The sequence below is a fragment of the Fibrobacter sp. UWB12 genome (assembly GCF_900142485.1).
GTDB lineage: Bacteria > Fibrobacterota > Fibrobacteria > Fibrobacterales > Fibrobacteraceae > Fibrobacter.
Map to the genome: position 1 here is coordinate 388,015 of NZ_FRAZ01000003.1, position 13,518 is coordinate 401,532.

15 protein-coding genes and 1 tRNA gene are annotated in these 13,518 nt (G+C 45.8%); 13 read left to right on the forward strand and 3 right to left on the reverse strand.

The genetic code is table 11. The features are described from left to right. Positions 1–15: 15 nt before the first annotated feature. Positions 16–1,176, reverse strand: a complete 1,161-nt coding sequence (locus BUA34_RS06385) for a class I SAM-dependent RNA methyltransferase (RefSeq protein ID WP_072827896.1) — start codon at positions 1,174–1,176, stop codon at positions 16–18. Between the two features lie 104 nt (positions 1,177–1,280). Between BUA34_RS06385 and BUA34_RS06390 the strand changes: the two genes are divergently transcribed. Genes BUA34_RS06390 through BUA34_RS06405 form a run of 4 tightly spaced genes read left to right on the forward strand, consistent with a single transcriptional unit; the run spans position 1,281 to position 4,075 of the window. Next, positions 1,281–2,354, forward strand: a complete 1,074-nt coding sequence (locus BUA34_RS06390; RefSeq protein WP_072827897.1) for an AgmX/PglI C-terminal domain-containing protein — start codon at positions 1,281–1,283, stop codon at positions 2,352–2,354. 15 nt (positions 2,355–2,369) lie between these two features. Further along, on the forward strand, positions 2,370–2,891 hold the full coding sequence (locus tag BUA34_RS06395) for a TonB family protein (protein WP_072827898.1): 522 nt from the start codon (positions 2,370–2,372) through the stop codon (positions 2,889–2,891). Between the two features lie 14 nt (positions 2,892–2,905). Further along, on the forward strand, positions 2,906–3,253 hold the full coding sequence (locus tag BUA34_RS06400) for a hypothetical protein (RefSeq protein WP_072827899.1): 348 nt from the start codon (positions 2,906–2,908) through the stop codon (positions 3,251–3,253). A 21-nt stretch (positions 3,254–3,274) separates the two neighbouring features. Beyond that, entirely contained in the window at positions 3,275–4,075 is an 801-nt protein-coding gene (locus BUA34_RS06405; RefSeq protein WP_072827900.1) for a hypothetical protein, read from the forward strand. Between the two features lie 56 nt (positions 4,076–4,131). Here BUA34_RS06405 and BUA34_RS06410 read toward each other — a convergent pair. Then, positions 4,132–4,203: transfer RNA gene (locus BUA34_RS06410), tRNA-Gly, on the reverse strand. 156 nt (positions 4,204–4,359) lie between these two features. On the opposite strand from BUA34_RS06410, the gene infC reads away from it, so the two are divergent. From infC to BUA34_RS06445, 7 genes are all read left to right on the forward strand, one after another. Beyond that, positions 4,360–4,944: a translation initiation factor IF-3 gene (gene infC / locus BUA34_RS06415; RefSeq protein ID WP_072828010.1), complete on the forward strand. Its 585-nt coding sequence runs from the start codon at positions 4,360–4,362 to the stop codon at positions 4,942–4,944. 21 nt (positions 4,945–4,965) lie between these two features. Next, a complete protein-coding gene (gene rpmI / locus BUA34_RS06420; RefSeq protein WP_014545553.1) occupies positions 4,966–5,163 on the forward strand; it encodes a 50S ribosomal protein L35 in 198 nt (65 codons plus the stop codon). 11 nt (positions 5,164–5,174) lie between these two features. Next, positions 5,175–5,525 carry a 50S ribosomal protein L20 gene (gene rplT / locus BUA34_RS06425; protein ID WP_072827901.1) on the forward strand — a complete coding sequence of 117 codons (351 nt, stop codon included), beginning with the start codon at positions 5,175–5,177 and terminating at the stop codon, positions 5,523–5,525. A 153-nt stretch (positions 5,526–5,678) separates the two neighbouring features. Next, on the forward strand, positions 5,679–7,025 hold the full coding sequence (locus BUA34_RS06430; protein ID WP_139255889.1) for a hypothetical protein: 1,347 nt from the start codon (positions 5,679–5,681) through the stop codon (positions 7,023–7,025). After that, on the forward strand, positions 7,003–7,752 hold the full coding sequence (locus tag BUA34_RS06435) for a radical SAM protein (RefSeq protein ID WP_072827903.1): 750 nt from the start codon (positions 7,003–7,005) through the stop codon (positions 7,750–7,752). The genes BUA34_RS06430 and BUA34_RS06435 overlap by 23 nt, the downstream gene beginning before the upstream one ends. A gap of 122 nt (positions 7,753–7,874) precedes the next feature. Beyond that, on the forward strand, positions 7,875–8,432 hold the full coding sequence (locus BUA34_RS06440) for a hypothetical protein (protein ID WP_072827904.1): 558 nt from the start codon (positions 7,875–7,877) through the stop codon (positions 8,430–8,432). Beyond that, positions 8,419–8,607, forward strand: a complete 189-nt coding sequence (locus BUA34_RS06445; RefSeq protein ID WP_072827905.1) for a hypothetical protein — start codon at positions 8,419–8,421, stop codon at positions 8,605–8,607. The genes BUA34_RS06440 and BUA34_RS06445 overlap by 14 nt, the downstream gene beginning before the upstream one ends. 22 nt (positions 8,608–8,629) lie before the next feature. On the opposite strand, the gene BUA34_RS06450 is transcribed toward BUA34_RS06445, so the two are convergent. Next, entirely contained in the window at positions 8,630–9,901 is a 1,272-nt protein-coding gene (locus BUA34_RS06450) for a M16 family metallopeptidase (RefSeq protein ID WP_072827906.1), read from the reverse strand. 250 nt (positions 9,902–10,151) lie between these two features. Between BUA34_RS06450 and BUA34_RS06455 the strand changes: the two genes are divergently transcribed. Then, a complete protein-coding gene (locus tag BUA34_RS06455) occupies positions 10,152–12,473 on the forward strand; it encodes an NADP-dependent malic enzyme (protein WP_072827907.1) in 2,322 nt (773 codons plus the stop codon). Between the two features lie 210 nt (positions 12,474–12,683). Continuing rightward, positions 12,684–13,517 carry a TIGR02147 family protein gene (locus tag BUA34_RS06460; RefSeq protein ID WP_072827908.1) on the forward strand — a complete coding sequence of 278 codons (834 nt, stop codon included), beginning with the start codon at positions 12,684–12,686 and terminating at the stop codon, positions 13,515–13,517. The last annotated feature ends 1 nt before the right edge of the window (position 13,518 follow it).

The following is a 13,518-nucleotide window of genomic DNA, read 5'->3' on the forward strand; positions in this document are numbered from 1 at the left end:
ATGACTATTGACCAATTACTTCTTTTCTAGTGCGACGAGCGTTTCGAGGTGCGGCGTGCCCGGGAAAAGGTCCATCGGCAACACTTCCTTGACGCGGTAGCCGAAACGTTCCCATTCGGCGAGGGCAGCCGGGATTTCGTCGGTGCCGCAGAAAATGTGCAACACGCGCACGGGCTTGCGCATCGCGAGAGCCCGGATGACGCCCGGTTCGGTTCCCTTGCGCGGCGGGTCCAACAAAATGCGTTCCGGTTCGCCAGGGATCGGCCGCGGAAGTCTCATTTGCACAAACGTTTCGTCAATCTTCCCTGCGATGAACTTGTAGTTCTTCTTCAAGAATCTTGCGGAAGCCTTGGCGCAATCGATGGACGGGCCTTCCCATTCCACGCCGAGTACGGACTTGGCGGCTTCACCGAGAGCAAAACTGAAGAGGCCGTAACCGCAGTAGAGGTCCAAGAAATGGTCGCCCTTTTCGAGACCGAGGAGGCGGCTTGCGGACTTGATGAGGTTGTGAATTTGGCTTTCGTTGATCTGGCTGAATCCCGTCACCGGATATTTGAGCCTAAAGTGGCCGAGGTCGAGTGAAAGTTCACGCGGACCATAAAGCTGTTTGAAGTTCAAAACGTCTGTCGGGCGCTTGGCTTCGAGGTAGTAGTTCGATTCCGTTGTATCCACGTAGGTGTGAGCTGCGGTCACGTGGTACGGGCTCTGTTGCAAAATTTCGGAAATTTGCTTGAGCTTGCGGACGATGCTTGCATCGAGCTTTTTCACGTTGAAAATCACGACGCGGTATTTGTATGTGCCGCGGATAATAATCCAGTTGAGCGCGTAGGCGAGCGGCTTGTATGCCGGCGTGATGAGTTTGTCGAACAGCAGACGGTAAATTGCGTTGTGTTCTTCAGGTTCGAGAATGCTATCGTATTCGTTAAAACGCAAATCGCCCGGTTTCATTTCGACTTGGCGCTTGGACGTGGTGCGGTAATTGCGTGGCATGGGGCTAGCCACAATCGGCTGCGGGCCGCGGGCAAGGCGGTTGACTTCCCAAAATTCGCGGATGGCGGCATTCTTGACTTTGAGTTCGTCTTTATAATCGAGCGGAGCTAGAGTCTCACCGTAAGCGGAATCGGATTCCTTCGTGTAATTCGGGAGGTTATGTGCGATGGCTTGTTCAAAAAACATATTAACCCTTTTTTATACAATTCCAAATTTAAAAAGTTCACAGAAACTTTAAAGTCTTTTTTTATATTATCTACGAATAGTTAATAATTGAGTTGGAGAATCTTATGAAACCATCCGCTTTTTTGAAAGCCGCTGGGCTTTTTCTTGTCTCGATACTTGTTGCTTGCGCGCCTAAGGCTGTTCCCGTGTCTACGGAAACGTCTACGCCTGTAGAAGCGAATGTTGCCAGTGAAAATGAACGATTGGATCCATCCGAAGAAAAGGGTGTTGTTGCAGAATTCTTGAAATGCGTGCGTCCGGTTTATGAAAAATATCGCCAAAATGGTGCGAGTATTGTCGGTGATATGAAGATACAGGTATTTTTCCGTAAAAGTGGTGACGTGGATAGTGTTCAAATTGTCGAATCTACAGTCAAATATCCTGAGTTTGAAAAGTCAATTCAGGAGAGCTTGATGCTGTTGAAACATGATCATGGGGGCTTTGGTTCTCCCACATTTACAACGTCTATTACTTTTTCTGACGAGGGCGTTTTTGGTTTTAAAAATGAACGCTCTCCTCAAGAAGTCATGGCTGCGATTAGCGGTTTTATGAAAACCCGGTTGCCGCCGATTTATGCGGAGTATGTGAAAAAGCATACGTTTTTCAATAGCAAGATGGTTGTGAATATATCGATTGCCGGTAGTGGTGCGGTAGATTCTGTTGAAATTTTGGAATCGAATATCGGTAATCCTGAGTTTGAAAAGGCTGTTGCAGATGACATTAAACAGTGGAAATTCGAAAGTGGTAAATATGACGTGTTTAATCTTGGCTGGCCTTTGCGCTTTAGAAATGGTGGCCCTAAAGGTCCCCGTGATGGAAAGAAAGTCTTTGAGATTGTAGAAAAGAATAAGAAAGAACGTCTATATCCGATTTATTATAGTTTCTTGAAAAAACATTCTCGTTTTTCTGGGAAAATCACTTTGCATGCTACGGTTAATCCCGATGGCTCCGTGCAAAAAGTCGATATAATTCATGCGTCTACCAATTATCCTGAGTTTGAAAAGGCCATTGCCGATGATATTATGCAGTGGAGTTTTGGTCGTGGGACGTTCTCCAATAGCGTCGTGGAAATTCAGCCAGTTTTCTCTGACGATAGATTGAATGATAATAGTTTATACCAACCCAGTTCGGGATTGTAATTTTTGGAGGTTGTTATGAAATTTAAAGTGGTTGCGTTTTTTATCGCTGCTGCAATGCTGGTGGCTTGTGCGCCCAAGGCTACAACTACCGTGCCGAATTCAGAGGTCCCGGCCAAAGAAAGCAGTGCTCAGGATAAAGTCGCGAGTGATTCTACTACAGCTGCAAAAAAACGTTCCTCTGCAAAGATTATGGAGGTTGTCAAGGTTAATACCCCGAACCGTTTAAAACCTTTGTACAATGATTTCTTGCGAACAAATCCGAACATTGAAGGCAAGGTTACGGTGAAGTTTAAAATACTCCCGGATGGCAAAGTGGAAACGGGCGAAATAGTCAGTGCAACCACAAACTTCCCTGAATTTGAAAAGGCTGTGCTGAATGATATTTTGCAGTGGGAATTTGATGCTGGGGATTATACAAATTGCACTGTTACGATTCCGTTCACGTTTGTCGATGATGGCAAGCCTGCTAAAAAAAGCACGACCAATCAGGGACCTGCCGAAGATGCGTGGTATGGCGCTAGCCAGGGATGGTATTAATCAAAGGGAATGGTATGAATTATTCTAGTTTAATTAAGTTGTTTGTTGCATCCTCGGCGATGTTGTTTTTTGCTTGCGATGATAGTTCGTCTTCGCCAAGTGCGGGTATTGACCGCACGAATGTGAAAACCTGCGACGAAATGGTCAAGGAAGATGTGAATACGTGGCACTTTATTCGCAAAGATGCATTCGGTGACGATGCGGAATACATCTACAAGGCCGAAGGACGTGACTTGATTGTGACTATTAGGGATGCGCATGGCTCAAGTGATACCAAGTCTTATTCTATGTACAATATGGAATCTGAAGTTGGTGTGGAATTGGCTTATCGTGCCGCCAAGGCGACTTGCGAAGGAAACTAGAAATAGAATCAAGGGGTGAAAATGCTCAGGATAACTCAATTTGTAATTGCGATTCTTGGGGCTTGCTTTACTTTTTGCTGGGCCGACTGCCATACCCTTGATCTTTCTGTAATGATTGCAAAAGATTTTATGGTCGTTGGCGCTAGGGGCGGCTTTTCGCCTAATATTTTCTATACAACATTGTCGGACCAATATGGAATGCGCTATGTGACGCTCCATCGCGAAAGCGCTGATGACCCAGGCCGCATCATGTGGGCTTTGTATACTGAAAAGAATGGCGCGCTCGATAGCGTAATCGTCGATAAGAACCATGAAATGTATAAGGCTGTAGGGCTTGGCGAAGGGGGAATAATACCGCCACCGTTGAGGGATAAGTTAAAACGCCGCGGTAATGTTGTTGTTGCTCCTTTGTCGGCTCTTGATGAAGTTGCCTGGAATTTGGTTGAGTTCCGCAAGAAGGCTGAAGACCGTCCAGATACGAATGATATTCTTTTTGCGTTGGAACCGAATGGAAACCGCGCGGATTTTCTCCAGTGGCTTCGTTCTTATAAGCCATTAGTGCAAGCGGCTAAAAATGCTGGCTTTTCGTTTTTCTCGTTTGGGTTGATGAACGACGCTGATTCTAGTTATGGCGATTGGGCGAATCTGTCCAAGGATATGTACGAAACCTTTGGCCTGGAAATGCCTTCTCAAGACGAACTTAAAAAGCATAAGAGGTGCTCCTGCACTCCAGGGGATGCGCTAGAGGCTGCTCCTGCAACGCCATATTCAAGAGGGGTGTATGGACTTTTGAAAAGTATCGGCAACCCTCAAAAAAAGTGATTCGATAAAGATTTTGTTGAAAAATAAAAAAAGACCTCTCGAAAGAGAGGTCTAAGAGCGGCGGACCGGGATCGAACCGGCAACCATTAGCTTGGAAGGCTAAGGCTCTACCATTGAGCTACCGCCGCGAGCGTGAACAATTATACAAAAATATTGCGTTTTTTAAAGGGGTTATGAAAAAAGTTGTTGGAAAAATATGAAAAAAATTCTAAATTTACGCTCGCATAAACAAAACAATCATATCAGAGGTAGCATACTTGTTCCCTAATCCGCGCGATCGTCGCATGCCCAACCGTCCCAGCGATGGGACCCGTACCAACGAAGATATCCATATCTCTCCGATTCGTCTCGTGAAAGAAGATGGCGAAGCTATCATCATCGAGACGAGCAAGGCATTGCAGATGGCGAAAGACGCCGGACTGGACCTTGTGGAAGTCTCCCCGAACGCTAAGCCGCCTGTTTGCCGCATCATCAACTACGGCAAGTACAAGTTCGAACAACTGAAGAAGGCTAAGGCTGCTAAGGCTAAGCAGCACGTGGTGAAGCTCAAGGAAATCAAGATGCACCCGAAGACTGCCGAGAACGACTACCAGTACCGCATCAAGCAGGCGGGCGAGTTCTTGCAGGACGGTATGAAGGTGAAGCTTATCATGCAGTTCCGTGGACGCGAAATGGCGCACATGGACTACGGCAAGCGCCTTATGGAACGTGCCAAGGAAGACTTGGCTCCGTTTGGCGATTTGGAAATGGATTCGCGGGTGGAAGGCAACACAATGCTTTCTATCTACGGTCCGAAACGTGGTGCCGGTAAGAAACAAGACCAGGCACCGAAGCCCGTAACCGAGCCAAAGGCAGCAGGTGAGGCTTAACTTTAAACCTACGAGGTAAAAATGCCTAAAATGAAAACTCACAGCGGTGCTAAGAAGCGCTTCCGCGTGACTGGTTCCGGCCATGTCAAGTTCAAGCGCGCTGGTATGCGCCACATTCAAGCTAAGATGAACACTAAGCGTAAGCGTAACCTTCGTAAGGGCGCTCTCGTTAAGAAAGTCGATACCTATCACGTCAAGCGTCTGCTTGTAGTAGCATAAGGAGAGTAAGAATGCCACGCGCAAAAACTAGAGTTCCTTCCCGCGAACGCCGCAAAAAAATCCTCAAGGCCGCCAAGGGTTTCTATGGCCGCCGCAAGTCGAACCTTCGCCTTGCTATCGAAGCCGTTGCCCACGCTGGTCAGTATGCCTATGCACACCGCCGCGACAAGAAGGGTGATTTCCGCTCTCTGTGGATCACTCGCTTGAACGCTGCTGTTCGTGAATTCGGCATCAGCTATAGCCAGTTCATTTACAAGCTTTCCAAGGCTAACATCAACATGAACCGCAAGGTTCTTGCTGACTTGGCCGTCGCCGATCCGGCAGCATTTGCTAAGGTCGTCGAAATCGTGAAGGCTGCTTAAGTTCTGACTTAGCGAAAACGCGAGAAATTCGCCCTGCTCCTTGCGAGTGGGGCGTTTTTTTTGTGAAATGCGTTGAATTTCTCAAAATGTCATCTTTTGACAATGCTGTGAGTGTATATTTATATAAGTCTCTCATCATGGTGAATCAGTATTATGCTTATTGACAAAGAATATCCTGCAACTCATTCTATGTCCACCGCATGGTTCATTGCGGACAAGGATGGAAATGTCGCCATTTTTGATTTTGACGAAAATGGCCCTGTTCCGTGCGATATTCCTGAATGTAGTGCAGATAGCATTTTAGAAGATGATTTCCTTTTGCCAAATGAGCTGGGAATTCGTAATTTCAATTTTGATGATAATCAATCTGATTTGTTAATTGCTTATCTAAAAGATGCCCAAAAGTTTGATGAATATAGCCGAGGATATATTGTTCAGATAGATGTTTCTCAAACGAATGAATTTGTCCGATTTGCTTCAAAATACAACTATTTGTTAGCGTGTTATTCTAGGTCAAAAGGATTATATCTCATTGATCCTTGCGAAGCATTGGAACATGTAAACAAGATGGTTGAAAAGGGAGTTGTTTTAAAAGCTGCAGGAATTGATGCGTGGGATCTTAGCGATAATTATGATGAAGAAAATAAAACGATAAAGTATGTCCATGACGCTTTTTTTGAATATTTTCCTTTCTATCTATACCAGCAACCTTATTGGACAGCTCATTTAACAGAGCGGACATTTACGCCCAAATATAAATTCAAATTGCAACAGTTGAATCCAAGAGATCAAAAACGAGTTTTACGTTTGCCAATAAGCTTTGATGATTTTCCAAAACTTCAAGTCGCGGAATTTTTACCATCTAGTTGCACTGGAAGTGAATACGCTTCTATTGAGTGCGGTGATTTTGCGCTGTTGCCTTTGTCTGATGGAAAATTCCAATACGTTCGTATCTATTTTCCTTCGGTTGCAGGTTTTTGTAGGTGCTATACAGATAAACCGACAATCCTATTTATTGGAAAAGAACCAGATTATGACAAACTGTTTGCCCAGGATTCTATTCTTGGTATGAAAAGTAATGCCGTGTTTCCTTATAAAAAAACAGGAATTGACAAACATGATTCTATAAGGAAATCTTCGGGGAGGCTTGATGAAACTTTTATCGCCCAAATAAAAAAAATGCGAGAGGATTGGTGGGAATACTTTTCGGGATTTAAAGATTATTGGGATCAGGTTTTTGACATCGTTAATCCTTATGTTGTGGTTATTGAAGATGAAATTTATGAAAAAGTTGCTCAAGATTTAAATGTTAAAGGCGAAAAAATATCCATTCTAGGAATGGAATATCCGTATTATTTATTAAGCGTGTTAAATGAACGAAAAACTGAAATTGAATCATTGGCTGAACAACCTTATCGTGGTAAGAAGTTCTTGCTGACTATTGATAAAGAAGATATGGAGAAATGGGTGAAAGAAAATGAAAGAGATTCTCTCGGTTGATTTATCCAATTATTGCTCCAAAAGATGCCCTTTTTGTTATAATCAGAGCAATCCTGAAGGTGCAACCGCTTGGCAGCCAAGCGAAGTGATCTCCTTTTGCAAAGACTGTGTGAATCATGGAATCAAGGCTGTTTCGTTAGGTGGTGGAGAACCTTTTGAATACGATGGAATTTTTGATGTTGTCGATGCGCTATATCCGATAACTTATACGAGCGTAACGACCAATGGCTTGCCTCTTCTGAAACAATCTGTATTTGGACAGCTACTCAAGCATTGCCCAGATAAAGTCCATATAACAATACATAATCCAAATATCCAAAGTGAAGTGTTGCGAGTTATCGAACAAGTAAAGGAACTGTCCAGAACGAAAATAAAACCAGGTGTCAATTTGCTTGTTTCCGACAATTCTATTGATGCGTGTCGAGAAACCTATGCAAAATTATTAGAATTTTTGCAACCGGACCAGATAATTCTTATTCCTAGACGATTCGGAAATACGCCTACTGCAAAACAACTTGCCTCCGTCGCCGGAAACGCCCCCTTTCAAAGCCCATCTTGTTTGCTCAAATGTGAAATTCCAGAAAAATTTGTTTCGGTATCATGGGATAAAAAGGTGAACCATTGCAGCTATGCGGGTGAAAAAGAGCCTTTGCAAACTCTTGATTATGCAGGGCTTGTAAATGCGTTGGGTAAGGTGAAGTTTAAAAGTTGCATGCATTCTCCCTAAAAGTTAAAAAAACTTGACAAAATACTTTTATGAATCTATATTGAGTAGTGAACAAATGTTCATTTTACAATAAAAAACTAAAGCCCCGCCGTTTTACGCATGTCCGCGGGAAGGAGTAAAAGATGAAGAATTCGCTGATTAGCGGTTGTGTTGATATTTGGTTGGACGAAATTGTCCCTTGCCTCAAGGATACCGAAACTGGAGAAATCAAGGAAACTGTGGTTTTCAAAATCGAAAGCCGTTCGTTTCTGAGAAAATTCAAGGAAAAAGATGGATGGGGAATTAATTGGATTGAGGTTCCTTGCAATGTTGAAATATATGCTTTAGCTTTGAAGGAAAATAACGAAATTCAGGGGCTTGTGGGTGTGAAAAACGATGTTGATGTAGAAGCTGCCTATCTACATTGGGCTTGCTCTGCCCCGCAAAACAACAAACATTCATTTGGAAGTCAAAAATATAGTGGTGTAGGCGGTCATCTTTTTGCAATTGCCGTTGACAAGGCTATGCAATGGGGGTATAGGGGTGTTGTTCATGGTTTTGCCCTTAACAAAGAATTGCTAAATCACTATATTGAAGTTCTAGGAGCTTCCTATTTGGGTGCTCAGCATCCTTACCAGTTTATTCTTGAAGGGGATGCGTCACGAAAACTTTTGGAGGTCTATACCTATGAATGGAATTAGAAAGCCTGCGGTTATTCTGGCGGATTCTATGGAAGAATACATGGCTACGCCAGATCCGTATAAAGAACCTCCTAAAAGTAAATTGCATATCCAAAAGCTTGTGCAATATGCACAGCGTGTTGGAAAGAAAATCGAAGATTTGACTGCTGAAGAAATTTTGCAGTTTAAGGTATAACCTATCTCCTAAAACCTAGCACCTAAAAGAAATCTACGTCGAGGACTGTCTTCTTTTTGCTTTTGGGCTCGACGACGGCGATGGAATATTTTGCTGTGTTGAACAAACGATTGATTGTTTCGAGAACTTCGTCTTCGGTGATGGCGCGGATTTTCTTTTCGACGTCTTCCATTGTATGGAATTCACCGAGGTGGAGCGTTTGCTCTGCCATGCGGATGAGACGTTTTTCGGGGCTGTCGGCGCCGAGGTGCATGCTTCCGAGAATGTTTGTCTTGGTGCGTGCAAGCTCATCTTTGATGAATCCATGGCGCAGAAATTTCTTGACTTCGGCGATGGAAAGCGCAAGTGCGGTCTTGAGCTGGTGCGGTTCAGTCGCGAGGGCAACGCCCCAGTCCACGCAGTCTTTGTAAAGGTCGGCTGTGGAATAGACGGAGTAGGCAAGGCCTTTGTCTTCACGGATTTTTTGGAAGAGTCTGCTTGCCATGCCGGCGCCCATCGCCACGTTGAAAATCGAAAATGCACAGCGATCTCGATCGCTCATGAGGGAACGGTCAAAACTGAGTCCCCAGAAAAGGTTCGATTGTGTGATGTCGCTTTTCTGAACAATCTTTACGCAGCTTTTGGATGTGTAAATGTCATCGGGTGTGAAACCGTTAATCTTTTTTTGTTCAAATTTTTGTGCACAAAGTTCTACTAGCTCATTATGATTTACTTTGCCTGATGCAAAAACGTATAATGGAATTTCGTCAGTGACTTGGTGCCCGTACTTAAGCATCTGCTTGCGCGTGAGGGCCTCGACTTGCTTGACGTTTCCGGTGATGGAGTGTGCAATGCCACAGCCCTTGAAATGAATGGCGTTGAAAATGTCACCCACAAGTTCTTCGGGAATGTCGTCGTAGCTATGGACTTCTTCGATGATGACGTGGCGCTCTTTTTCCATTTCTTTTTTGTCGAAGCGAGGATGCATGAGCATGTCCGAAATGACATCGATAGCAAGCGGCATGTCGCTGCTTTCGACTTGCGCGTAAAAGCCTGTCTCTTGGCGGGTGGTGTACGCTTCGAGATTTCCGCCGCGGTCTTCGATGGCGTGCGCGATTTCGAGTGCGGTGCGGTTCTCGGTTCCCTTGAAAACGAGATGTTCGTAAAAGTGGCTGAGCCCGAATTCGTCCGGTGCTTCATGGCGGCTTCCGCGTGGAATCCAGACGCCTACGGCGGCGGAGTATGCGTGCGGCATGTAATCAGTTAAAATGGAGATTCCGTTTTCGAGTACAGTCTGTTTAATGGTTTGTTTCATTTTCTGTAATATGCGCGTCGTATGGGAGCTAAAAGTCTCGTTTGCGGCTTAACAATAGCAAATTTGGGTTAAAATGTAACAAAAAACACATTTTTGGCACCCTTTTATTGTTGTGTAAATTTTTCTAAATTCGCGTTCTTGAGAACGCGTTTTAGTTCGGCTCGGCAATGCCAATACAAGTATTGGCGCAGCTCTCGCCTTGGGCTAAAATTTGCCGCGAAAATAATGTTATGACTCACAGGAGAACGAAATGGGAAAAGACTTAAAGGAAATGGCTCTCCAATACCATTCCATGGGCAAGCCAGGCAAGATCGAAATCGTGCCTACCAAGCCGCACAGCACGCAGACGGACTTGGGCCTTGCATACACGCCGGGCGTGGCTTCACCGTGTCTTGAAATCGAAAAGGATCACAACCTCGCTTATGAATACACGGGCAAGGGAAACCTCGTCGCTGTGATTAGTAATGGTACGGCTGTGCTTGGTCTCGGCGATATTGGCGCTTTGGCCGGTAAACCGGTGATGGAAGGCAAGGCTTTGCTTTTCAAGATTTATGCGGGCATTGACGTGTTCGACATTGAAATCAACGAAAAGGATCCGAAGAAGTTTATCGAAATCGTGAAGGGCATTGCTCCGACGTTCGGCGGCATCAACCTCGAAGATATCAAGGCTCCGGAATGCTTCGAAATTGAAGACACGCTTAAGGCTGAGCTCGATATTCCGGTGATGCACGATGACCAGCACGGTACGGCTATCATTTCTTCTGCAGGCCTCTTGAACGCTATCGAAGTTGCTGGCAAGAGCATTCGCAACGTGAAGATGGTCGTGAACGGCGCTGGTGCTGCTGCTTGCGCTTGCACACGTCTCTACTTGTCTCTCGGTCTCAAAAAAGAAAATCTTGTGATGTGCGATAGCAAGGGCGTTATCCGCAAGGACCGCAAGGGCCTCACCGAAGCAAAGGCTTTCTTTGCAACGGACCGCACCGACATCGAAACTCTCGAAGATGCCATGAAGGGCGCTGACGTGTTTGTCGGCCTTTCTAAGGGTAACATCCTCACTCGCGAAATGGTCCGCAGCATGGCCGACCAGCCGATTGTTTTTGCTCTTGCAAACCCGACTCCGGAAATCAGCTACGAAGAAGCCATGGCAAGTCGTGGCGACCTCATCTTTGCAACGGGCCGTAGCGACTATCCGAACCAGGTGAACAACGTTATCGGTTTCCCGTACATTTTCCGTGGCGCTCTCGACGTTCGTGCAACGACAATCAACGAACACATGAAGCACGCTGCAGTTCGCGCAATTGCAGCACTCGCTCACAAGCCGGTTCCGGATGTGGTGAACATTGCTTACAACGCGCAGCGCTTCACGTTCGGTAAGGAATACTTAATTCCGAAGCCGCTTGACCCGCGCCTCCTCACGGAAGTTTCTATCGCTGTTGCTAAGGCTGCTATTGAAAGTGGCGTGGCCCGCAAGCCGATTACGGATTGGGACGCTTACTACGATCGTCTCCGCGACATGATGGGTTATGACAACAAGCTCATCCGTCAGTTCAGCGATACCGCCCGCAGCAACCCGAAGCGCGTCGTGTTTGCCGAAAGCAACCTCAACATGCTCAAGGCTGCTGTCCAGGCTCAGGCCGAAGGCGTTGCACACCCGATTTTGCTTGGCAACCCGGAACGCATCCAGATGATTGCTCAGCGCGAACAGCTCGACCTCACGGGTATCAAGATTGTGAACCCGCGTTCTCCGGAGGAATTCGAACGCCGTCGCAACTACGCTGCAATTTATGCCGAAGAAAACGGCCGTAACGGCGTGACCTTCGAAGAAGCACGCGACGACATGTTCGAACCGAACCACTTCGGTATGATGATGGTGAAGGTCGGCGATGCTGATGCGCTCATTTCCGGTGGCTATTCCAAGTATTCCGAAACGATTGAACTTGCTAAGGAAATTATCGGTATCCGTCCGGAATACAAGCACTTCGGTGCCATGCATATCCTCAGCACCAAGAAGGGTACGTTCTTCCTCGCCGATACGCTCGTGAACCGCGACCCGGATGCCGAAACGCTCGTCGATATCGTAAAGCTTACGCACGACGCTGTCCGTTTCTTCGCTCACGAACCGGTGATGGCAATGCTTAGCTATGCAAACTTCGGTAGTGACAAGGAAGCTGCTCGCGGCACAGTGAACAAGGTCCGCGAAGCCGTGAAGACGATTCACGAACAGTATCCGGATTACGTCCTCGATGGCGAAATGCAGGTGAACGTGGCTCTCGACAAGGATCTTCGCGATACGAAGTACCCGTTCAACAAGATCAAGGGCCAGACTGTGAATACGCTTATCTTCCCGTGCCTCTCTTCTGCAAATACCACTTGCAAGATGCTCTTGGAAATGGGCGTTGGCGAATCTATCGGTCCTGTGCAGATGGGCTTGAACAAGCCGGTTCACTTCACCGACTCCGACGCTTCTGTCCACGATATCTTTAACCTCACGGTGGCTGCTGTTATCGACGCCATCGTTCAGGAAAAGAAGGACGAAGAAAAGAACCGCCAGAAGTTCGACAAGATGTGGTAATCGGCGCATTGCGCGCCCGCGATTCTAGTCGCTTTTTAAAAGTCGTCGCAGGTAAAAACTGCGGCGATTTTTTACTAATGATACATTTGTATCATTTATGACTTGTAAAACGTTTTTATTTTAATAAAAAATGATGTATTTTGCTAAAATTAATGATTTTTGTATCATTTCATATTGACATTTGGTTTTGCAGAATGTATATATGTCAATATGAAACCGATTGTAGAATATAAAGATTACCGAGCCTACATGGCGGATTATTACGAAGAACGTAAAAGAACTTCGGCTTTTACATGGCGTGAGTTTGCGAAGATTGCGGGGTTCACGTCGCCTTCGTACTTGAAACTTGTTTGTGATGGCAAGAGCAGCTTGAGCCGCGTGACGATGAATCGTGTGGCTGTTGCGATGGGTCTTGCCGGCTATGAAATTGAATATTTCGAAGCGATGGTAAACTTTGTCAATGCTCAGAAAGACGATGTCAAGAAAGTTTACTTCGATAAGATGATGGCAATTTCTGCAGCGAACCAAGTGCGCGTTGTTGACAAGGATGCGTTCGAATATTACGACAGTTGGAAAAATTCGGTCGTGCGCGAACTTGCTCCGATGATGCCAGGCGCGATGCCGGGCGACATGGCGAAGATGTGTTGCCAAGAAATCTCTGCGCTTGAAGTCCGCAAGTCTTTAGCCTTTTTGGAAAAGGCTGGTTTTTTAAAAAAGACCGGCGAGAATGTTTATGAGCAGACCGATAAAGCGGTTGTGGGTTCCAAGGAAGGCCTCACGCTTGCAATCCGCATGATGCATCGTGAAATGGGGCGCCTTGGCATAGAATCTATTGACCAGTTTGGTCCCGAAGATCGTGACGTCACAGGTGTTACTTTAGGTGTAAATCGTGAGGGCTACGAAGAAATTGTGAAGGAACTCGAAGCATGCCGTAAGAAGATAATTTCGATAGCGGCGAAGTGCGGTAAACTGGATCAGGTTTGCAGGTTGAATTTGCATTTTTTCCCTTTGACTCAAAGAGTCGTTTGTGTAACGGAGGAATAGT

Excerpts from the sequence above, each read along its gene's own strand:
- infC (WP_072828010.1), top strand. The coding sequence starts at position 4,360 with ATGCCCAACCGTCCCAGCGATGGGACCCGTACCAACGAAGATATCCAT.
- BUA34_RS06400 (WP_072827899.1), top strand. The coding sequence starts at position 2,906 with ATGAATTATTCTAGTTTAATTAAGTTGTTTGTTGCATCCTCGGCGATG.
- BUA34_RS06450 (WP_072827906.1), bottom strand. The coding sequence starts at position 9,901 with ATGAAACAAACCATTAAACAGACTGTACTCGAAAACGGAATCTCCATT.
- BUA34_RS06445 (WP_072827905.1), top strand. The coding sequence starts at position 8,419 with ATGAATGGAATTAGAAAGCCTGCGGTTATTCTGGCGGATTCTATGGAA.
- BUA34_RS06435 (WP_072827903.1), top strand. The coding sequence starts at position 7,003 with ATGAAAGAGATTCTCTCGGTTGATTTATCCAATTATTGCTCCAAAAGA.
- BUA34_RS06440 (WP_072827904.1), top strand. The coding sequence starts at position 7,875 with ATGAAGAATTCGCTGATTAGCGGTTGTGTTGATATTTGGTTGGACGAA.
- BUA34_RS06385 (WP_072827896.1), bottom strand. The coding sequence starts at position 1,176 with ATGTTTTTTGAACAAGCCATCGCACATAACCTCCCGAATTACACGAAG.
- BUA34_RS06455 (WP_072827907.1), top strand. The coding sequence starts at position 10,152 with ATGGGAAAAGACTTAAAGGAAATGGCTCTCCAATACCATTCCATGGGC.
- BUA34_RS06390 (WP_072827897.1), top strand. The coding sequence starts at position 1,281 with ATGAAACCATCCGCTTTTTTGAAAGCCGCTGGGCTTTTTCTTGTCTCG.
- BUA34_RS06405 (WP_072827900.1), top strand. The coding sequence starts at position 3,275 with ATGCTCAGGATAACTCAATTTGTAATTGCGATTCTTGGGGCTTGCTTT.
- rpmI (WP_014545553.1), top strand. The coding sequence starts at position 4,966 with ATGCCTAAAATGAAAACTCACAGCGGTGCTAAGAAGCGCTTCCGCGTG.
- BUA34_RS06395 (WP_072827898.1), top strand. The coding sequence starts at position 2,370 with ATGAAATTTAAAGTGGTTGCGTTTTTTATCGCTGCTGCAATGCTGGTG.
- BUA34_RS06460 (WP_072827908.1), top strand. The coding sequence starts at position 12,684 with ATGAAACCGATTGTAGAATATAAAGATTACCGAGCCTACATGGCGGAT.
- rplT (WP_072827901.1), top strand. The coding sequence starts at position 5,175 with ATGCCACGCGCAAAAACTAGAGTTCCTTCCCGCGAACGCCGCAAAAAA.
- BUA34_RS06430 (WP_139255889.1), top strand. The coding sequence starts at position 5,679 with ATGCTTATTGACAAAGAATATCCTGCAACTCATTCTATGTCCACCGCA.